Origin of the sequence: Crystallibacter degradans (genome assembly GCF_012952295.1) — a bacterium.
GTDB classification, from domain to species: Bacteria; Actinomycetota; Actinomycetes; order Actinomycetales; family Micrococcaceae; genus Crystallibacter; species Crystallibacter degradans.
The window spans coordinates 15,495-34,128 of record NZ_JABBCH010000010.1 but is presented as its reverse complement, the minus strand read 5'-3'; the positions used below and the strand labels follow the sequence as shown (position 1 = coordinate 34,128).

20 protein-coding genes are annotated in these 18,634 nt (G+C 63.4%); 15 read left to right on the top strand and 5 right to left on the bottom strand.

Annotation, left to right across the window (positions count from 1 at the left end; all coding sequences use genetic code 11):
* Window positions 1–20 precede the first annotated feature (20 nt).
* The 6 genes from HGO92_RS15390 (at window position 21) to HGO92_RS15365 (ending at window position 4,243) form a co-directional block, all read left to right on the top strand.
* The gene (locus tag HGO92_RS15390; RefSeq protein ID WP_169996338.1) at window positions 21–1,115 is read left to right on the top strand and encodes a histidinol-phosphate transaminase; all 1,095 of its coding nucleotides are present in this window, start codon (window positions 21–23) and stop codon (window positions 1,113–1,115) included.
* A 75-nt stretch (window positions 1,116–1,190) separates the two neighbouring features.
* On the top strand, window positions 1,191–1,808 hold the full coding sequence (hisB, locus tag HGO92_RS15385; RefSeq protein WP_169996336.1) for an imidazoleglycerol-phosphate dehydratase HisB: 618 nt from the start codon (window positions 1,191–1,193) through the stop codon (window positions 1,806–1,808).
* Complete coding sequence (gene hisH, locus HGO92_RS15380; RefSeq protein ID WP_169996334.1) at window positions 1,805–2,446, top strand: imidazole glycerol phosphate synthase subunit HisH; 642 nt, start codon at window positions 1,805–1,807, stop codon at window positions 2,444–2,446. Before hisB ends, hisH begins: the two co-directional genes overlap by 4 nt.
* A 2-nt stretch (window positions 2,447–2,448) precedes the next feature.
* A complete protein-coding gene (locus HGO92_RS15375; protein WP_502305989.1) occupies window positions 2,449–2,610 on the top strand; it encodes a CG2302 family histidine operon protein in 162 nt (53 codons plus the stop codon).
* A 35-nt stretch (window positions 2,611–2,645) separates the two neighbouring features.
* Entirely contained in the window at window positions 2,646–3,389 is a 744-nt protein-coding gene (gene priA / locus HGO92_RS15370) for a bifunctional 1-(5-phosphoribosyl)-5-((5-phosphoribosylamino)methylideneamino)imidazole-4-carboxamide isomerase/phosphoribosylanthranilate isomerase PriA (RefSeq protein ID WP_169996332.1), read from the top strand.
* A 5-nt stretch (window positions 3,390–3,394) separates the two neighbouring features.
* A complete protein-coding gene (locus tag HGO92_RS15365) occupies window positions 3,395–4,243 on the top strand; it encodes an SseB family protein (protein WP_346768974.1) in 849 nt (282 codons plus the stop codon).
* Window positions 4,244–4,302: 59 nt separating this feature from the next.
* Here the strand turns inward: HGO92_RS15365 and HGO92_RS15360 are convergent, their stop codons facing one another.
* A complete protein-coding gene (locus HGO92_RS15360) occupies window positions 4,303–4,734 on the bottom strand; it encodes a DUF1844 domain-containing protein (RefSeq protein ID WP_169996330.1) in 432 nt (143 codons plus the stop codon).
* 362 nt (window positions 4,735–5,096) lie between these two features.
* On the opposite strand from HGO92_RS15360, the gene infC reads away from it, so the two are divergent.
* The 5 genes from infC (at window position 5,097) to HGO92_RS15335 (ending at window position 9,244) form a co-directional block, all read left to right on the top strand.
* Window positions 5,097–6,125: a translation initiation factor IF-3 gene (infC, locus tag HGO92_RS15355; protein ID WP_440915780.1), complete on the top strand. Its 1,029-nt coding sequence runs from the start codon at window positions 5,097–5,099 to the stop codon at window positions 6,123–6,125.
* Between the two features lie 139 nt (window positions 6,126–6,264).
* On the top strand, window positions 6,265–6,459 hold the full coding sequence (gene rpmI / locus HGO92_RS15350; protein ID WP_169996328.1) for a 50S ribosomal protein L35: 195 nt from the start codon (window positions 6,265–6,267) through the stop codon (window positions 6,457–6,459).
* Between the two features lie 116 nt (window positions 6,460–6,575).
* On the top strand, window positions 6,576–7,280 hold the full coding sequence (gene rplT, locus HGO92_RS24745) for a 50S ribosomal protein L20, sunset domain variant (RefSeq protein WP_169996326.1): 705 nt from the start codon (window positions 6,576–6,578) through the stop codon (window positions 7,278–7,280).
* Window positions 7,281–7,325: 45 nt separating this feature from the next.
* Window positions 7,326–8,291, top strand: a complete 966-nt coding sequence (locus HGO92_RS15340; protein WP_169996324.1) for a TrmH family RNA methyltransferase — start codon at window positions 7,326–7,328, stop codon at window positions 8,289–8,291.
* A gap of 2 nt (window positions 8,292–8,293) precedes the next feature.
* Window positions 8,294–9,244 (top strand): cation diffusion facilitator family transporter, encoded by a 951-nt coding sequence (locus HGO92_RS15335; RefSeq protein WP_169996322.1) that lies wholly within the window; start codon window positions 8,294–8,296, stop codon window positions 9,242–9,244.
* Here HGO92_RS15335 and HGO92_RS15330 read toward each other — a convergent pair.
* Window positions 9,178–10,437, bottom strand: a complete 1,260-nt coding sequence (locus HGO92_RS15330; protein WP_169996320.1) for an MFS transporter — start codon at window positions 10,435–10,437, stop codon at window positions 9,178–9,180. The genes HGO92_RS15335 and HGO92_RS15330 overlap by 67 nt on opposite strands.
* Before the next feature lie 175 nt (window positions 10,438–10,612).
* Here HGO92_RS15330 and HGO92_RS15325 point away from each other — a divergent pair, with 175 nt between their 5' ends.
* Entirely contained in the window at window positions 10,613–11,059 is a 447-nt protein-coding gene (locus HGO92_RS15325; RefSeq protein ID WP_169996318.1) for an NUDIX domain-containing protein, read from the top strand.
* A 254-nt stretch (window positions 11,060–11,313) separates the two neighbouring features.
* Here HGO92_RS15325 and HGO92_RS15320 read toward each other — a convergent pair whose 3' ends face one another.
* Both HGO92_RS15320 and HGO92_RS15315 read right to left on the bottom strand, forming a co-directional pair.
* Window positions 11,314–12,375 carry an Rv2578c family radical SAM protein gene (locus HGO92_RS15320; RefSeq protein WP_169996316.1) on the bottom strand — a complete coding sequence of 354 codons (1,062 nt, stop codon included), beginning with the start codon at window positions 12,373–12,375 and terminating at the stop codon, window positions 11,314–11,316.
* A gap of 54 nt (window positions 12,376–12,429) precedes the next feature.
* Window positions 12,430–12,858, bottom strand: a complete 429-nt coding sequence (locus HGO92_RS15315) for a hypothetical protein (protein WP_169996314.1) — start codon at window positions 12,856–12,858, stop codon at window positions 12,430–12,432.
* A 232-nt stretch (window positions 12,859–13,090) separates the two neighbouring features.
* Here HGO92_RS15315 and pheS point away from each other — a divergent pair, with 232 nt between their 5' ends.
* The 3 genes from pheS (at window position 13,091) to HGO92_RS15300 (ending at window position 17,519) form a co-directional block, all read left to right on the top strand.
* A complete protein-coding gene (gene pheS / locus HGO92_RS15310) occupies window positions 13,091–14,170 on the top strand; it encodes a phenylalanine--tRNA ligase subunit alpha (RefSeq protein WP_169996312.1) in 1,080 nt (359 codons plus the stop codon).
* Between the two features lie 3 nt (window positions 14,171–14,173).
* Entirely contained in the window at window positions 14,174–16,717 is a 2,544-nt protein-coding gene (gene pheT, locus HGO92_RS15305) for a phenylalanine--tRNA ligase subunit beta (RefSeq protein WP_169996311.1), read from the top strand.
* Window positions 16,718–16,796: 79 nt separating this feature from the next.
* Window positions 16,797–17,519 carry a 4'-phosphopantetheinyl transferase family protein gene (locus tag HGO92_RS15300; protein WP_169996309.1) on the top strand — a complete coding sequence of 241 codons (723 nt, stop codon included), beginning with the start codon at window positions 16,797–16,799 and terminating at the stop codon, window positions 17,517–17,519.
* A 35-nt stretch (window positions 17,520–17,554) separates the two neighbouring features.
* On the opposite strand, the gene HGO92_RS15295 is transcribed toward HGO92_RS15300, so the two are convergent.
* Window positions 17,555–18,520 carry a quinone oxidoreductase family protein gene (locus HGO92_RS15295; RefSeq protein WP_169996307.1) on the bottom strand — a complete coding sequence of 322 codons (966 nt, stop codon included), beginning with the start codon at window positions 18,518–18,520 and terminating at the stop codon, window positions 17,555–17,557.
* Between the last annotated feature and the right edge of the window lie 114 nt (window positions 18,521–18,634).

Here is an 18,634-nt window from a genome sequence, read left to right as displayed (position 1 = left end):
CCGGAGCTTAAGCTTGATCAGTGAGTGACCAGCTAGAACGACTGAATCGCCTGCCTCTCAGGGAAAACCTCAGAGGCTTAGAACCATATGGCGCACCCCAGTTACATGTGCCGGTGCTGCTGAATGTTAACGAGAACACCCATCCACTTCCCGAGAGTGTTCACAAGGCCATTGCGGCAGCCGTCGATGCGGCAGCCACGGGGCTGAACCGCTATCCTGACCGTGAATTTACGCAACTGCGTCAATCGTTGGCTCGTTACCTGGGGCACGGGCTAACCGAAGAAAACGTTTGGGCTGCCAACGGGTCGAACGAAGTCCTCCAGCAGATTCTGCAGGCTTTTGGCGGTCCCGGCCGACGCGTACTCAGCTTCCCCCCTACATATTCGATGTATCCATTGCTCGCAAGCGGCACGGACACTGAATATGTGACCGGCGCTCGCTCCTCCGACTTCAGTTTGACGGCCGAGGCAGCCGCGCGGGCAGTCAGAGAGTCAGCTGCCAATATCGTCATTCTTTGTTCCCCGAATAATCCGACCGGGACAGCTCTAGGCCTGGATGTTGTAGAAGCCGTGTACGAGGCCGGGGCCGAATACAACACCGTGGTCATTGTCGACGAAGCGTATGCCGAGTTTGCCCACACCGGCACCCCCAGCGCTCTGGAATTGCTTCAGGGCAGAGAGCGTCTGATCGTTTCGCGAACAATGAGTAAAGCGTTCGCTTTAGCGGGGGCGCGTGTGGGATATCTGGCAGGGGCCCCCGAAGTGACGGATGCGTTGCGTTTGGTCCGCCTTCCGTACCACCTGTCCGCCATTACCCAGGCAACTGCTGTTGCGGCCCTGGACCATGCGGACGCGTTGCTGGCCAACGTTGAAGACATCAAGGGCCAGCGTGACAGGATCGTGTCCGAACTCACGGATATGGGTCTGCATCCCGCGCCCTCGGATTCGAATTTCGTATTCTTCGGGGGAGTACGGAATCCGCACGCAGTATGGCAGGGTTTGCTCGACGCCGGAGTGCTCATCCGAGATGTGGGGATTCCGGGCCATCTTCGGGTTACTGCCGGCACTGAGGCGGAGACCACGGCGTTCCTGAACCGTCTCCGCGAGCTTGTCTGAGCGATTTCTCCTAGACTGATATAAGAGGCGCACGTCTTCGTGGACAGCCGAATCGATTTTCTTCAAAGGACTCCAATGACCGTGGATATTGCCACCGGACGCACCGCGCGCCTTGAACGCACTACAAGTGAATCCTCCGTCCTGGTGGAACTGAACCTCGATGGCACAGGCCAATCCGATATCAGCACGACCGTGCCGTTCTATGACCATATGCTCACGGCGCTGGCGAAGCACTCGCTGATAGATCTGACGGTGAAGGCCTCCGGGGATACCCATATCGACGTCCACCACACCGTTGAAGACGTCGCAATCACCCTTGGGGAGGTTCTAAAAAGCGCTCTCGGCAACAAGGCCGGGATCAGGCGGTTCGGTGAGGCCACGGTTCCGCTGGACGAGGCTATTGCCAACGCTGTTGTAGACATTTCCGGGCGCCCTTACCTGGTGCACGACGGGGAACCCGCGGGCCAGGAGTACCACTTGATTGGCGGTCACTTCACGGGTTCGCTGACGCGCCACGTCTTCGAGGCCGTCACCCTGCATGCACAGATTTGCCTGCACATGCGGGTCTTGGGCGGCAGGGACCCGCACCACATTGTTGAGGCCCAGTTCAAGGCCTTTGCGCGGGCCTTGCGGGCTGCTATCGAACCGGATCCGCGGGTGGAAGGCATTCCCTCCACGAAGGGGGCCTTGTGACATCAGCCCCAAAAATCACCGTCCTCGACTATGGATCCGGCAACGTCCGGTCCGCGGTGCGTGCGCTTGAGCATGTTGGTGCGGAAGTAACGCTTAGTCATGCCTCCGAGGACGTTCTCAATGCGGATGGCCTGCTGGTTCCCGGCGTCGGTGCTTTCGCCGCTGTTATGGAGCAGCTGAAGAAGGTGGATGCGTTGCGCTGGATTGGGCGCCGCGTTGCCGGGGGTCGGCCGGTTCTTGGCATCTGCGTCGGTCTTCAGGTGTTGTTCGACGAGGGTGTTGAACATGGTGTCAGTACCCCGGGTATGGGGGAGTGGCCCGGAACGGTGGAGCGTCTTGCTGCCGATGTTGTACCGCATATGGGATGGAACACCGTTGACCCACCGGAAGGCAGCCGCCTGTTTGCCGGCATCGAGGACGAGCGCTTCTATTTCGTACACTCATACGGAGTGCAGCGTTGGGATTTCGATGTCTCGCAGCCGGCTATGACCCCGCCGCAGGTGACCTGGTCCGAACACGGAGGAAGGTTCATCTCCGCTGTCGAAAACGGCCCTCTTTGCGCCACGCAGTTCCACCCGGAAAAGTCAGGCGACGCGGGAGCTGAACTGCTGCGCAACTGGCTCCGGACGCTGGGCTAGATATGTGGAGCATAGTGCTCATGGGTGTCGCCGGACTGCTTATCGGTGGTGCCATATCCTTCCGCAGCCAGAAGGCCCCGAAGGCTATTGTCATTAGCTTCTATGTGCTAGCCGGAATGTCGCTGCTGGCCGCTTACCTGCTCACACTCGGCCCGTCCGAGTAGAACTTTCCAACCAACCGAGAAAGCAGACATACCGAATGACTACAGACAACGCCCCGATTCTGGAACTGCTGCCCGCAGTGGACGTTGCCGACGGCCAGGCCGTCCGCCTCGTTCAAGGCGAGGCCGGCAGCGAAACCAGCTACGGCGATCCATTGGATGCTGCGATGGCTTGGCAGAACGACGGCGCAGAGTGGGTCCACCTGGTAGATCTGGACGCCGCCTTCGGCCGCGGTTCGAATTCCGAATTGCTCCAGCGGGTCGTCAAGGAACTCTCCATCAAGGTTGAACTTTCGGGAGGCATCCGAGATGACGCCTCCCTGGAGCAGGCACTGGAACTCGGGGCGGCCCGGGTAAATCTCGGCACCGCTGCGCTGGAGAATCCTGAATGGACTGCCCGGGTTATCGATCGATTCGGCGACGCCATCGCCGTGGGGCTTGATGTACGCGGCACGACTTTGGCAGCGCGCGGATGGACCAAGGAGGGCGGCGATCTGTGGGAGGTACTGGCTCGTCTCGAGGATGCCGGCTGCGCCCGCTATGTTGTCACCGACGTGACCAAAGACGGTACCCTCAAGGGCCCGAACATCGAACTGCTGCAGGAAGTAGCTGCGCGAACGGAAAAGCCGGTGGTTGCCTCCGGCGGAATTTCAAGTCTCGATGATCTTGTTGCGCTGCGCGCCCTGGTGCCGCACGGTGTGGAAGGCGCGATTGTGGGTAAGGCACTCTACGCTGGCGCCTTTACTTTGCCGCAGGCCCTGGATACCGCCGGCCGCCGCTGACCGAAGTGGAAAAGCGAGAGCTTCCCGGGCACATAGCGGCGGCGCTGGCAGGCGCCGGCGGAAGCACTGATTCCGCCGGACAGTCCTGGGAAGGCCGGGACCTGAGTGGCGCGGGTAATCCGCTGCATAATTTCGACCAGGACGACGGCACCGCCGACGCTGCTTACACCGAGGCGTTATCCGCGCTCATCGACGGCACCGGTGGCGAAACCGATGTTGTCCGCGCCCTGGCGACTGCGCGTGTCTTTGTGCCGATTGTGGCGCAGTTGGCAGAGGAAGAAGCCGGTGCACACGGACTGTCTGCCGACAAACAGGCGGATATGGCACTCGTGACGGTGCAGGCTCCAGATGGTCGGCGCGCGTTGCCCGTGTTTTCTTCTATCGCCGCGCTGGAAGCCTGGCACCTGGAGGCGCGGCCCGTGGCCGTCTACGCAGCACGTGCCGCACTGTCCGCGGTCGCTGAGAAGGCGGAACTGCTTGTCGTCGATCCTGGTGCTGAACTGACTTTCGTTGTTCGCCGGCCGGGCGTGTGGGCTCTGGCGAAACAGCAGGAATGGGTGCCGTCCTACGAAGACGAATGGTTGACCGGGATCGTTTCACAGGCAGTCGCGGTCGAGACCGATATCAGCGGCGTCGGTTTGGCACCTGGAGGAGGAATCGGGGCAAAAACTGCAAGCGGCAAGATTGTTGCCGGTGGCGGCGCCGGTCCTGAGCTGCGCCTCGTGCTCAAAGTCCGTGAGGGGCTTGGGCGGACTGAACTGCAGGCCTTGGCCGCACGTTTGCAGCGGAGGCTGGGGGGAGACGCGGACTTTATGGAGCGGGTGGACTCACTCGAGATCCGATTCACCCGATAATAAAAGTTCGACGCCGGAGCGAGACTCCGGCGTCGAACTTGGTGTGGGCAGGACAGAGTTTAGCTGACCGGGCCGGTGTACTTTTCGCCTGGGCCTTTGCCCGGTTCGTCCTGGATGGTCGATGCTTCGCGGAAGGCCAGCTGCAGGGATCGCAGCCCATCACGCAACGGGCCTGCATGCTGGCTGCCAATTTCCGGTGCGGCCGCGGTCACGAAGCCGGCCAAGGCCGTAATCAGTTTCCGTGCCTCGTCCAGGTCTTTGAGCTCTTCGGCATCGTCGCCGGCGGCCAAGCCGCATTTGACGGCTGCAGCACTCATAAGGTGGACAGCGGCGGTGGTGATGACCTCTACCGCCGGAACTTCGGCAATATCGCGCATCTGGGTCAGGACTTCCTGCTCCTGAGCGCTCGCGCCGGGGGCGGAGTCCGGGGCGGATCCGAAACTGTGGCGGTGCTCTGTTGCGGGGGCAGGATTATTATCTGGCGTGCTCATACTGGTAAGCTTGTCACAGACCGATTGATTCAAGTTATTTTCGTGCCCAAAAGCACACGGCATTACAGGCCGTCGGAAGTAACGCGAATCAATATGCAAGCGGAGACCTCTCCCACCTGTCGGCATGGATATTCCAGAGCTGCCGGGTTCCTGGTCGGCATGTTCAGTTCGCAGTCTTTTCGGACAGCGAGGATGAACAGGAAGCGCCCGTCATGCGGTGTCGTTTCGCAGCCGGCGTTTGAGGCCTTCGATTGCGCGTGCAATGGGAGGCCTTCTTTTATTGCAGGCGGTACTCGTTACCAGAACAACAGGAGCAACACATTAGCGAGCCACGAATCAATGATCGGATCCGCGTCCCTGAGGTGCGGTTGGTAGGACCGGCTGGTGAACAAGTCGGTATTGTCCGTATTGAGGACGCCCTGCGTCTGGCCTCCGAGTCGGATCTGGATCTTGTTGAGGTCGCACCGCAGGCCAAGCCTCCGGTGTGCAAGCTCATGGATTTTGGCAAGTATAAGTATGAAGCTGCAGTCAAGGCCCGTGAAGCGCGCAAGAACCAGACGAATACGGTACTCAAGGAGATCCGTTTCCGGCTGAAGATTGACAAGCACGACTACGAGACCAAGTGTGGTCATGCTCTGCGTTTCCTCGGAGCCGGGGACAAGGTCAAGGCCATGATCCAGTTCCGTGGCCGTGAGCAGCAGCGTCCGGAGATGGGCATTCGCCTGCTTCAGAAGTTCGCTGATGATGTTGCCGAAGTCGGCGTGGTCGAATCCAGCCCACGCATTGACGGCCGCAACATGGTAATGGTTATCGGCCCGCTTAAGAACAAGGCAGAGGCCAAGGCAGAAGCGCGTCGGGCGGCCCAGAAAGCCGAAGCGAAGGCAGCAAACGAAGCCAAGAAGGAGCGCGTAGACGTTTCTTCGGACCAGGCTCCGATGACCCAGAGCTTGGGCGACCTATTGCCCGAAGAGCTGACCAATGTTGCCGCGGAGCCGGCTGCTTCGGAGTCGCCGGCAGAAGCTGCACCGGTGCAGGAAGCGCCCAAGGAAGAGGCCCAGGCTCCCGAGGCGGAGGCTCCGGCACCAAAGGTTGCTCCGGCTGAGGCGGAGGCTCCGGCACCGAAGGTTGCTCCGGCTGAGGCGGAGGCTCCGGCACCGAAGGTTGCTCCGGCTGAGGCGGAGGCTCCGGCACCGAAGGTTGCTCCGGCTGAGGCGGAGGCTCCGGCACCGAAGGCTGCTCCAGCCAAGGCGGAAGCTCCGGCACCGAAGCCAGCAGCCAAGGCTCCGGCTCCGATGCCGAAGCCTATGGCCAAGCCGAAACCAGCCGCGGCCAAGGCGCCGGCCAAACCGGCAGCACCCAAGCCTTCCGGCCGGAGCAGCTCCAAGAGCTGAGCCACGCCGGGTTTCATCTGGTGCCGGTTGCTGTTATTGCATCCGGTCCGGCAGACATGTACACCGCCGGTACCCGAACTGGGTACCGCATGAACCGATGGCCGTATGGCCGGAGGAAGACGTAAGGAGAACGGCAGCTATGCCGAAGCAGAAGACCCACAGCGGCGCCAAGAAGCGCTTCAAGCTCACCGGTACGGGCAAGCTCAAGCGGCAGCAGGCTAACCGCCGTCACTACCTGGAGCACAAGGCTTCCACTCTCAAGCGCCGTCTGGCCAGCGACAAGATCGTGGCTCCGGCTGATGTGAGGAACATCAAGAAGATGCTGGGCATCTAGCTCAAATTTCTGATTTCTGGTGCGGTCATCCGGTCCACCACATCTTTTCAACTAGCTCCCCAGCCTGAGGAACATCAACTTAGGCTTCTGGGTATCAACACTTAAGGAGTACGCACGTGGCACGTGTGAAGCGGGCGGTTAATGCCCATAAGAAGCGCCGGGTAATCCTGGAACGCGCAAAGGGATACCGCGGACAGCGGTCCCGTCTCTACCGCAAGGCCAAGGAACAGCTGCTGCACTCGTTTGTGTACAGCTACGGCGACCGTCGCAAGCGTAAGGGTGACTTCCGCCGTCTCTGGATCCAGCGCATCAACGCTGCATCCCGCGCCAACGGCCTGACCTACAACCGGCTTATCCAGGGCCTGAAGGCCGCCGAGGTCCAGGTTGACCGGCGCATGCTTGCCGAGCTGGCTGTTTCGGATGCCAATGCATTCGCTGCCCTGGTTCAGATTGCCAAGGATTCCCTCCCCGCTGACACCTCCGCTCCCGCAGCTGTTGAGGCAAAGCCGGCCGTAAAGAAGGCCGAAGCAGCCAAGGCCGCAAAGAAGGCTCAGACGGCCCCGGCAAAGGCCGAAAAGAGCGACGCTGCTGCCGCTGACAAGAGCGAAGCTCCTGCCGGTGCGGTCCGTGTTGTTGACGGTCAGCCGGCCCCCGAGGGTTTCACCATCAAGGGGAACGCTGAGTCCAACAAGTACCACGTTCCGGGCTCCACCTGGTACGAGCAGACTGCCGCCGAGTACTGGTTTGACTCCGTCGCGTCCGCCAAGGCTGCAGGCTTCGAGCCCGCAGGTGGCGAGGCACGCCAGAAGATCGCCGAGTAAGACTGCCGTTTCAAGCAGCATCTGTGGTGACGCTATAGTCGCTTTATGAGCACTACTGGGCGCCCGCAAGCCGTTATGTCTAACCCCCGAGCAGATCGGGTCAAAGACGTAGCCAAGCTTGCCGGGCGCTCAGTGCGTTTAAGGCGCAGGCAGTTCCTGGCCGAAGGTCCGCAGGCAGTCCGCGAAGCATTGGCTGCGCACCGTGCCGCTGCCGTCCCCGGTGGAAGCGGCGTCGTGGTTGAAGTATTCGCGACCGAACCGTGTCTCGAACGGCTGCCCGAATTGGCCGACCTCGCAGCCGGGGTCCCTCTGAGGCACGCCACCGAGGAAGTTGTATCTGCCATGGCAGATACAGTCAGCCCGCAGGGCATCGTCGCCGTCTGCAATTTCCTGGACCGGCCCCTGAGTGATGTATTGGCGGCAGGCCCGAAGCTGCTGGCAGTCATGTGCCGTGTCCAAGATCCTGGCAACGCAGGGACGGTTCTCCGCGCGGCCGATTCCGCCGGTGCAGATGCGGTGATCCTCACTGAGGGAAGCGTTGACATCTACAATCCGAAAGCTGTCCGCTCGACCGCCGGATCGCTCTTCCACCTGCCTATCGTCACGGGTCAGGATTTCATCTCGCTCACCGACGGGCTCCGCACGCACGGGCTTGCTCTGCTGGCTGCCGATGGGTATGGAAACGTCGATCTCGACCGCCTGCAGGACCAAAGCGCCGGCCGCCGGCTTAAGGGCGGAGACGATTCCGGTGGCACGGCCGCAGAATTGAAGATGCCGCGCCTTGAAGATTCGACTGCATGGTTCTTTGGCAATGAGGCAAAGGGGCTATCGGCCGCAGAACTGGACATGGCGCAATGGCGAGTCGCCGTACCGATCTACGGGGAAGCCGAAAGTCTCAATGTTGGAACCGCAGCGACTGTTTGTTTGTATGCTTCGGCTCGGGCACAACGGGATGGGTATAGCTTTGAGGAGACCGAGAGTCTAGAAACCCAGCGTCTAGAAACGGAGTAGCCATGGCAGCCGGCGGAGGTACCAAGGCCATCATTGCCGCCTTGACTGCGAACCTGACAATCGCGGTTCTGAAGTTCGTCGCCTATATTCTTACTGCATCGTCCTCAATGCTCGCGGAGGCGATCCACTCCGTGGCCGACTCGGGGAACCAGATACTGCTCCTGGTCGGCGGTAAACGTGCCGCCCGGCAGGCCAGCCCACAGCATCCGTTCGGATACGGCCGGGACCGTTACATTTACGCTTTCATTGTCTCGATAGTGCTCTTCAGCGTCGGCGGACTGTTTGCGCTCTACGAGGCGTACCACAAGTGGCAAGACCCGCATCCTATTGAAGGCTTTTGGTGGTGGGTTCCGCTCGCTGTCCTGATCGGTGCCATCATCGCGGAATCGTTTTCTCTCCGCACTGCCGTTGTCGAGTCGAACCACGTCCGCGGAAAGAAGAGCTGGGTGCAGTTCGTCCGTAACGCCAAGTCGCCGGAGCTTCCCGTAATTCTGCTGGAGGACATCGGGGCACTGCTGGGGCTGGTCTTCGCACTCTTTGGAGTCAGCCTGACACTGCTCACCGGCAACGGCATCTGGGACGCCGTCGGCACGGCGATGATCGGCGTGCTACTAGTGGTAATCGCTGTTGTTTTGGCGATCGAAACGAAGTCGCTGCTTCTGGGTGAGTCGGCGACCAAGGAACACATCAGGCTGATCGAAGAGGCAATCGGCGCCGACAACGAGACCAGAATCATTCACCTAAAGACGATGCACCTGGGTCCCGAGGAACTGCTGGTTGCTGCGAAGGTCACTATTGCGCACAGCGAATCAGGCCGCAAGATCGCGGAACAGATCGATGCAACCGAGCAGCGGATCAGGGAGGCTGTGCCGATTGCCCGGGTGATCTACTTGGAGCCGGATATTTTCCGGTCAGACAGGGCATCAGCGTCGTCGGAGGCAACAGGAGCCTGACCGCGGCGATCAAGGAGGCCGGAAATAGCGGCAACTGCCAGTCCGAGGAACGCCAGCCCGGCACCGACGAGGGCAGGGGCTTTGAAGCCCCATCCTGCGGCGATGACGGCTCCGCCGAGGAAGGCACCCAGCGCGTTCGCCATGTTAAGGGCCGAATGGTTCAGCGAGGCGGCCAGTGTCTGTGCATCCGGTGAGGCATCCATCAGGCGGGTCTGCAGTCCCGGGATCAGGCTGGCGCCTGCGGCGCCAAGCAGGAAGACCAGCGGGATCGCCAGCCACGGGATACCCGCAGCGGCCCAGAACAGCACCAACACGATAATGATTGCCGTCATGACTATGTAGATGCTGCCCATAACCGAGCGGTCGGCAAGCCGGCCGCCGATAAGGTTTCCCGCAACCATGCCGAGGCCGTACAGTCCCACGATGAGCGGCAGTGCCGATTCAGGTACTCCAGTGACATCGGTCATGGTTGGGCTGATATACGAATACACCGCGAAAAAACCGCCGAAGCCGACAATGCCAATCAGCAAAGCCAGCCATACCTGGATTCGTTTGAGTGCGCTGAGCTCCTTGCGGATGCTCGCTTCCGCATGGGTAGGAGTGAACGGTACGAAACGCTGGAGGAGGACCAGAGTAATTGCGCCCATGATGCCCACGGCCACGAACATCAGCCGCCAGCCGTATTGCTGGCCCAGCCAAGTCACCAGCGGAACGCCGACAACGTTTGCCACCGAAAGCCCCAGCATGACGGCGGCCACGGCCCGGGCGCGCTTGGCCGGGGCAACAAGGGAGGCCGCGATCACGGCAGCGACGCCGAAGTAGGCGCCGTGGGGGAGACCGGAAAGGAAGCGGGTCAGGAGCATGGTGGTGTAATCCGCTGCCACCACCGACGAGAGGTTGCCGATGGTGAACAACCCCATGAGCCCAAGAACCATGTATTTGTGCGGAACTCTGGCGCCGAGCGCGGCCAGGACGGGCGCGCCCACGACCACGCCCAGGGCATAGGCGGAGATCAGTTGGCCGCTCTGGGGAATGCTGATTTGCAGACCTTCAGCCACGTCCTGGAGCAGGCCCATGATGGCGAATTCCGTTGTTCCGATACCAAATCCGCCTGCGGCCAAGGCAATGATCGCCCAAACAACATGGGTGCTGTCACCGGGTTGTCTGACGGGTTGAACGGATTTGGAAGTCATGAATGGAGAAGCTCTCGGTTGAAGTCAGGCAGCCAGCAGCCGGAGGTATAGGCGCAGGGCTTCTGCCGGCAGATGATGGGAGTGCAACGCGCCGACGTCGTTGTCCATTTCCACTCTAACTGAGGCGGCGGGCCGTTTCCGGGGAGTCGCGCGTACAGTCGGTAGACTCGGTTCCGTGCAACAGCCTCTAAAACAGATCGTCGGAGCCGCCATCCTGGACTCTCTTTCGGAGCCCTCCGAGCTCCTGGTCGCCCGGAGAACGGCACCGGAATCCTTGGCCGGCCTGTGGGAGTTTCCGGGAGGCAAGGTGGAGCCGGGAGAGGGCTGCGAAGACGCGCTTCTGCGTGAAATCCGCGAAGAGTTAGGTGTCGACGTCGAGCTCGGCACGGAGATCCCTGGTCCGCTGGAACAAGGCTGGCAGCTCAACGGTGCCGCTGCGATGCGGGTCTGGACGGCACGGATTCTCGACGGCGACCCTCGGCCGCTCGAAGACCACGACGAGCTGTGTTGGGTGCCCTTGCGGCACGCGGAGCTCATGGCTTTACCCTGGATTCCAGCCGATCTCCCGATCATCATGGCCGTGCTGGAGACGGTGGAACAGGCAGATACCGCCCGATCCTGAACGAATGGGTACGGTGAGCCGAACCAAGGAGCCAGAGAAATATGGGAGCCAGAGGATAGGCGTTTTCCCGTTCGGGCTGCTGGTAGTTGTCCTCGGGCTTCTTGGTTGGAGTCTTCCTCATGCTCCTGTCGCCCTCCCGGACCGTCCTGGAGATCGACAGCGCGGTGCTGACCGTCGTGTACGGACTGTTCCTTCCCGCCGCGCTGGTGTCCGCGATCACAGCATGGTTCAGGCTACCCGTCGCTGCCCGACGGTCAGAAAAGCGCGGGCTGCAGAGCCGGCCAAGCCCCCGGTGCTGTCTGTCCAGCGGCCGGAGCCGGCCCCTCGGCTGCCTGTGCGACCGTGCGGACGCGCAGATGGGCGGCGCTGCCGGATAGCGCGTATCGGGATTTAAGTTTAGTTACCCGTCCTGCCAACCACTGGCGATAATCCTTGGACGCGTAGGTACCGCCGTTGTAAAGTCCGTGGTACCTGGCCACAAGTTGCGGGTAGTCCCTGCCCAGCCACTGCAGGTACCACTCCCGGGCACCGGGGCGCAGATGCAGGGCGCCCACTGTGACGCCGGAAGCCCCCGCGGCAGCCAACTGGGAGAACAGGCGGTCCAAATGCTCGTCCCCGTCCGTAAGCCACGGCAGGATCGGCATGGCCATGACGTTGCAATCGAAACCTGCGTCCGCAACCGCTTTGATGAGATCCAGCCGGGCCTTGGGCGTGGGTGTTCCGGGCTCGACCTGTTGCTGAAGCCGTGTATCGGCAAAAGCAAGAGACACGCCGATGCTGATGTCCACGCTGTCGGAGGCTCTGGCCAGGAGCGGCAGATCGCGCTTCAGCAAAGGGCCCTTGGTGAGGATGGAGAACGGCGTTCCGGCGTCGGCAAGAGCTTCGATAATGCCGGGCATCAGTTTGTAGCGGCCCTCCGCACGCATATACGGATCCGAGTTTGTTCCCAGCGCGACTGGCTGCCGTTTCCACGATGGCCGGGCCAGCTCGCGGCGAAGCACCTCGACGATATTTGTCTTGACGATGATCTGGGTGTCAAAGTCCCGCCCGGCATCCAGGTCCAGATACTCGTGGGTCTTCCGCGCAAAACAATAGGTGCACTGATGCAGACAGCCGCGGGTGGGATTGATGGTCCATTCGAACGGCATGGCAGACTGCACGGGAACTTTGCTGAGCGCAGATTTGCAGACGATCTCGTGGAAGGTGACCCCCTTGAACTCGGGGGTTTGTGTAGACCGCACCAGTCCGGCCATCTTCGCAAGGCCCGGCAATGCCAGATCATCAACAGAGTCCAAAGCTTGCCCGTCCCAACGCATAACCCAATTCGAACACACGTTCGACGCATTCGGCAAGAGCCGCCGAGATCCGGCCTAGTCCCTCGTGCGCCAGCGCCGCAGGGGCCGCTCGGAATACCCGCCTTCACGCAGGCCGGCCCACCGTTCAAAGATATTGCGCGAGGCCGGATCGCCGGTCCGCAGCAGCGACCAGACCGCGGCAGCGCCGTACAGCGGCAGGAAGGGCAGTCCAAGGCAGCAGGCGTACTGGGTGCTGTGGCGTGCCTCGTGGCCCATCAGGACCGGATTGGCGGCCAGATGCGCGGCCGCTGGGCGGAGCAGCACCACGTTTCCCAGTGTGAAGGCCGATGCTTTCGGCGCCGACCAGGTGTAACCCTGCGCAACAAGCAGGCCCCGGGGAGCGTGCTGAAGAGAACATCCCGCCGTCTTCGCGACGGCGAGCCCCACCAGGGTGGAGAGATTGATGAGGTTCAGGTAGCTGCGCAGGCGCTCACCGGCGGTCATGCCAACATCATAGGTTCTGCAGGTGCAGCGCCTCGCGACGGCGCATTTGGTCATCGGTGGCAGCCCGCATCCACTCCCTCGATGTCGGAGGTATCGGCACTGTCCACTAGACTGTTTGTGCTGAGACATGACCGAAGTGGCGGGCACCTGAAGTGCTGCACTGGCGTATTCGAGGCACCTGTTCATGAGCCGAAGACACACCTGCATACAGAATCAATAGGTAAGAACATACATGTCTGAAACCACATTGGGGACTGAGACCCCGCAGGCCGCCGCTGTGCCGCATCCGCTGGACGAGGCTGCCGTTGGCGCCGCCGTCGAGCAGGCGTTGGCCGCGATTGCCGCCGCCGCCAACCTTGAAGAACTGAAGGCCGCCCGCATTGCCCACACCGGTGAGAAGTCGCCGCTGAGCCTGGCCAACCGCGAGATCGGCAAGCTCGCCAAGGAAGAGAAGGCTGCAGCTGGCAAGCTTGTGGGCCCGGCGCGAGGGCGCCTGAACAAGGCGCTGGCCAGCCGCACCGAGGAGCTCGAAGCGGAGCGGGATGCGCAAATCCTCGTGGATGAGGCCGTGGACGTTACGGCTGCCCCGCGCCGTCGTCGTGCCGGTGCCAGGCACCCGCTGTCCATTCTGCAGGAACGCGTGAGCGACATCTTTGTTGGTATGGGCTGGGAAATCGCCGAAGGTCCCGAAGTGGAGTCCGAGTGGTTCAACTTCGACGCGCTGAACTTCAAGCCGGACCACCCCGCGCGGGAGATGCAGGACACCTTCTTCGTGGAGCCCCCGGAAGCCCACCTGCTGATGCGTACGCATACCTCTCCGGTCCAGGTCCGCTCCATGCTGGAGCGCGAGGTGCCGATTTACGTGCTGTGCCCGGGCAAGGTGTTCCGGACCGATGAGCTGGATGCCACCCATACACCCGTGTTCCACCAGTTCGAAGGCCTGGCCATCGACAAGGGCCTGAGCATGGCGGACCTGCGCGGGACGCTGGAGCACTTCGCCCGGCAGATGTTCGGCGCCGACGCCAGCATCCGGCTGCGCCCGAACTTCTTCCCCTTCACCGAGCCCTCCGCGGAGCTGGACATCTGGCACCCGGGGGCCAAGGGCGGCCCGCAATGGATCGAGTGGGGCGGCTGCGGTATGGTGCACCCGAACGTGCTGCGTGCGGCCGGAATTGATCCGGAGGTCTATTCGGGCTTCGCCTTCGGCATGGGCATCGAGCGCACGCTGATGTTCCGCAACGAGGTGGGCGACATGCACGACATGATTGAAGGCGATGTACGGTTCAGCGAACACTTCGGGATGGAGATCTAAGTAATGCGTATCCCACTTTCCTGGTTGCGCGAGTATGCCCAGGTACCGGCGGAAGCAACCGCTGAAGACGTCATGGCCGAACTGGTCAAGGTTGGTCTCGAAGAGGAGGACGTCCACCGTCCGCTCGACGAACTGAAGGGCCCGGTAGTCGTCGGGCAGGTGCTCTCGGCCGAGAAGGAACCGCAGTCCAACGGCAAGACCATCAACTGGTGCCAGGTCCGCGTAGTACCGGAGGGCCAGGAGCAGACCCTGACCGGAGATGGCATCGACCCTTCCGGTGTCCAGGGCGTAGTCTGCGGCGCGCACAACTTCGAGCCGGGGGACAAGGTTGTCGTCACCCTGCCCGGCGCCGTGCTGCCCGGCGACTTCAGGATCACCCCGCGCAAGACCTACGGCCACGTTTCCGCCGGCATGATCGCTTCCGTGCGGGAGCTCGGCATCGGCGATGACCATGACGGCATCCTGGTACTCGGCACGCTGGGCCTGGATCCCGAAATCGGCGCGGACGCCCTTGAGGTGCTCAGCCTCTACGACGAGGCCGCCGAGATCAACGTGACCCCGGACCGCAGCTACTGCTTCTCCATCCGAGGCGTGGCGCGCGAATTCGCCCACGCGACTGGTACTCAGTTCAAGGATCCGGCTGCCGCGGTCGCCGTCGACGCTTCCACCGGTCCCGGCTACCCAGTCCGGCTCGAAGACCAGGCTCCGATCTACGGCAAGCCCGGCTGCGACAGGTTTGTCGCCCGCACGGTGCGGGGCGTGGATCCCACCCGGCCGACGCCCACCTGGATGGCTTCGCGCCTGCGCCTGGCCGGTATCCGTTCCATCTCGCTTGTCGTGGACATTTCCAACTACGTCATGCTCGAGCTGGGCCAGCCGCTGCACTTCTACGATCTGGACCGGCTCCAGGGCGATATTGTGGTGCGCCGTGCCAACGCGGGGGAGACCCTGCGGACGCTCGACGACAAGGTGCGCAAGCTGGATCCCGAGGACCTGCTGATCACCGACGCTTCCGGCGCCATCGGCATCGCCGGCGTGATGGGCGGTGCGGCGACCGAGGTTTCGGACAGCACGGTCAACGTGCTCATCGAGGCGGCCCACTTCGAAGAAGTCAGCATTTCCCGCTCCCGCCGCCGCCACAAGCTCCCCTCGGAAGCGTCCAAGCGCTTCGAGCGGGGCGTGGACTGGCAAGTGGCCGACGAGGCCGCGCAGCGCGCCGTGGACCTGCTGACCGAGCTGGCTGGTGGTACCGCGGACACCACGGTGACCGACGCCGGGCAGGAACCGGCCGCCGTCGTTATTGATCTGCCGGCAGGTTTCCCGGCCGAACGGATCGGTATCGACTTCACCGAGGAACAGATCACCGTGGCGCTCACGGATCTGGGTGCGGAGGTCGAAAAGTACGACGGCGGGTACAAGGTCACGGCGCCGAGCTGGCGCCAGGACCTGGAGATCAAGGAAGACCTGGTTGAAGAAATCGCCCGGCTGGTCGGCTACGACCAGATCCCGGCGACCCTGCCGGTGGCGCCTCCCGGACGCGGACTGACCCGCGTGCAGCAGCAGCGCCGGCGCGTCATGCAGGCGCTCGCGGATGCGGGTTTGACCGAGGTGCTTTCGTACCCGTTTGTCACCAAGGCGGCCAATGACACCTTCGGTGCCGCGGCGGATGGGGAGGAGCGCAGTGCGCTCAAGCTGGCCAATCCGCTCAGCGATGAACACGGCTACCTGCGCACGTCAGTGCTGCCGGGGCTGCTGGAAACGGCGCGCCGGAACCACTCCCGCGGCTTCCGCGACCTGGCCCTGTACGAGGCCGGACTGGTCTTCCTGCCCAACGGCCGCCTCGGCTCGGCGGAGATCCCGCCGCTGGGCGTGCGCCCTTCCGAAGAGGTGCTGGACGAACTCTACTCGGGGATTCCCGAGCAGCCGCTGCACCTTGCGGCCGTCTTCATGGGCCATGACTCGCCCGCCGGCGCCAACCACACCCCGCGTCCCTGGGACTGGGCGGATGCCCTCGATGCTGCGCGCCTGGTCGGCGACGTGCTCGGCGTCGAACTCGTAGTGGAGCAGGGTTCGCACCAGGCCTTCCATCCGGGGCGTACGGCCAGGATCTCGCTCCGTAACGGCCAGAGCGTCGGCTACGCAGGCGAACTGCACCCCAAGCTGCTCGCCGCGCAGGACCTGCCGGAACGCACTGCGGCACTGGAGCTCAACGCGGACGTGCTCTTCGAGGCCGCCCCGGATGTTATCGTCGCCAAGCACCTTTCCACCTACCCGGTGGCCACGCAGGACGTTGCGCTGGTGGTGGATGCGGACACGGCCGCCGAGGCAGTGCGGGAGACCCTGCGCGAGGGCGCTGGCGGACTGCTGGAGGACATCGCGCTCTTCGACGTGTACGCCGGGACAGGCATCGAAGACGGCAAGAAGTCCCTGGCCTTCGGGCTGCGCTTCCGTGCCGATGACCGCACGCTGACGGCCGATGAGGCCTCGGAGGCGCGGGCCGCCGCGGTGGCTCTGGCCGCCGAACGGTTCGGCGCCGTCCAGCGTTAAAGAAAAAGCGAACTGAACAACGACGGCGGGGCGCGCCTTGGTAGGCCCCGCCGTCGTTGGCGGTCTTGGAGGTAAGTGTATGAGGGGTGAGGTCATCCTGCGGCTGGTCCGCCTGGCTGATTCCGGTTCCGGCATGGCCAGCCGCGCCTTCCGCCGGGGTGCCATCCGCAGCCTGTCCCGTGACGCAGTACGGCGCCTGGCGGCGGATGAGCTCGACGTCGGGACCGAACGCGTGCAGTTGGCATTCGACTGCCGCGACTGCCTGCGCGGCAACGACGGAAGCCATGGCCAGCCGTACCTGCTGCTGGACGGCAATCCTGCGCCCGTTCGGGTCAGTTACAGCCGCACCGGGGACTGGCTGCTGGCCGCGCTGTCCTTCCGGCCGGTGCTTCTGGGCGTGGACCTGGAGGACACGGGTTCGGCGGCCTTCGGCGAGGATGACAACATCGACGCCGTGATGCTCACCCCCGACGAACGCGAACTGCTCGCCCGGGCCGTTGACCGCCGGCGGCTCCGCGCGCAGCTCTGGACGCGGAAAGAAGCCGTGCTGAAATCCACCGGCCACGGCCTCCGCCTTGCCCCCGACGCGGTAGGAGTGGCGGATGCGGAAGGGAGCGCCCTGCTGACCGTCTGGCCCGGCTCGGCCGGGGAACGGCCGGGCGTGCAGCTGGTTGACCTCCAGCTCACGCCGGCCATGGCCGACGGGACAGCCGTCCCGCCAACGTTGACAGCGGCACTGGCCATCGGCGGTTCGGCCGATCCGGGTGTTATTTTCCGGGAAACTCTGGCAGTGCCGCGCTGAACAGCCACGGCCCGAGCAGCATGGCGGCGGAAAGGTTACGGGATCAGCAGGAGTTTGCCCGTGGTGCGGCGTGACTCCAGGTCGGAGTGGGCCTGCCCCGCCTCGGCCAACGGGTAGCTCGCTCCCACTCGCATCTTGAGGGAACCGTCCAGGACCGCGGCGAAGAGCTCCTCCGAGCGCCAGCGGCGTTCTTCTGCCGTGAGCAGGTGGTCGGCCAGCTTGGGGCGCGTCACGAACAGCGAGCCGGCCGCGTTCAAGCGCTGCAGGTCGAACGGCGGAACCTGGCCGGAGGCGCCCCCGAAGAGCACCAATGTGCCGCGGGTCCGCAGGCTGGCGAGCGAGCCTTCGAACGTATCCTTGCCCACGCCGTCGTACACCACGTCCACCCCGGTGCCGCCGGTCAGCTCGCGCACCTGCTCGGCGAAGCCGTCGTAGCCCAGGACTTCGTCCGCTCCTGCCTCCCGCGCCAGCTCTTCCTTTTCGTCGGTGGAGACCGTGGTGATGACCCGGGCGCCCTTGGCCTTGAGCAACTGGGTCAGGACCAGGCCCACGCCGCCGGCACCCGCGTGCGTCAGCACGGTCTGGCCGGACTGGACCTTGAAGCTCGAATTGACCAGATAGTGCGCCGTCATGCCCTGAAGCGGGATAGCCGCGGCCGTCTCGTCGCTGACGCCGTCCGGGACCGGCAGGGCACCGTCCGCGTCGACGAGCGCATACTGCGCATAGCCGCCGCGCGCCTCGGAGGTGGCCACCCGGTCGCCGGCGGCAAAACCCGTGACGCCCTCGCCGCAGGCTTCCACAGTTCCGGCGATCTCGCTGCCTGGGGTGAACGGGAACCGGACCTTGTACACGCCGCTGCGCTGATAGGTATCGATGAAGTTCACACCCGCGGCCGCAACCTTGACCAGCAGCTGGCCCGGTCCCGGGGTGGGGATCCGGACCTCCTGCAGCTGCATAACCTCGGGTCCTCCGGGAGCTTCGGCAACGATTGCTTGGGCCATGGCGTCTGGTCCTCCTGTAATCAACCGCGCACGCGCGTGCGGCGGCAGCTAGACTGGCGTTTTCGCGCGCCCGCAGTCTCCGCTGCAGGCGCTGGCTTCATCGTATCGTGCATA

What these genes read in the sequence shown, in the direction of transcription:
- hisB (WP_169996336.1), top strand. Translation starts at nt 1,191, where the DNA reads ATGACCGTGGATATTGCCACCGGACGCACCGCGCGCCTTGAACGCACT.
- HGO92_RS15375 (WP_502305989.1), top strand. Translation starts at nt 2,449, where the DNA reads ATGTGGAGCATAGTGCTCATGGGTGTCGCCGGACTGCTTATCGGTGGT.
- priA (WP_169996332.1), top strand. Translation starts at nt 2,646, where the DNA reads ATGACTACAGACAACGCCCCGATTCTGGAACTGCTGCCCGCAGTGGAC.
- HGO92_RS15360 (WP_169996330.1), bottom strand. Translation starts at nt 4,734, where the DNA reads ATGAGCACGCCAGATAATAATCCTGCCCCCGCAACAGAGCACCGCCAC.
- rpmI (WP_169996328.1), top strand. Translation starts at nt 6,265, where the DNA reads ATGCCGAAGCAGAAGACCCACAGCGGCGCCAAGAAGCGCTTCAAGCTC.
- HGO92_RS15340 (WP_169996324.1), top strand. Translation starts at nt 7,326, where the DNA reads ATGAGCACTACTGGGCGCCCGCAAGCCGTTATGTCTAACCCCCGAGCA.
- HGO92_RS15335 (WP_169996322.1), top strand. Translation starts at nt 8,294, where the DNA reads ATGGCAGCCGGCGGAGGTACCAAGGCCATCATTGCCGCCTTGACTGCG.
- HGO92_RS15330 (WP_169996320.1), bottom strand. Translation starts at nt 10,437, where the DNA reads ATGACTTCCAAATCCGTTCAACCCGTCAGACAACCCGGTGACAGCACC.
- HGO92_RS15320 (WP_169996316.1), bottom strand. Translation starts at nt 12,375, where the DNA reads ATGCGTTGGGACGGGCAAGCTTTGGACTCTGTTGATGATCTGGCATTG.
- HGO92_RS15315 (WP_169996314.1), bottom strand. Translation starts at nt 12,858, where the DNA reads ATGACCGCCGGTGAGCGCCTGCGCAGCTACCTGAACCTCATCAATCTC.
- pheS (WP_169996312.1), top strand. Translation starts at nt 13,091, where the DNA reads ATGTCTGAAACCACATTGGGGACTGAGACCCCGCAGGCCGCCGCTGTG.
- pheT (WP_169996311.1), top strand. Translation starts at nt 14,174, where the DNA reads ATGCGTATCCCACTTTCCTGGTTGCGCGAGTATGCCCAGGTACCGGCG.
- HGO92_RS15300 (WP_169996309.1), top strand. Translation starts at nt 16,797, where the DNA reads ATGAGGGGTGAGGTCATCCTGCGGCTGGTCCGCCTGGCTGATTCCGGT.
- HGO92_RS15295 (WP_169996307.1), bottom strand. Translation starts at nt 18,520, where the DNA reads ATGGCCCAAGCAATCGTTGCCGAAGCTCCCGGAGGACCCGAGGTTATG.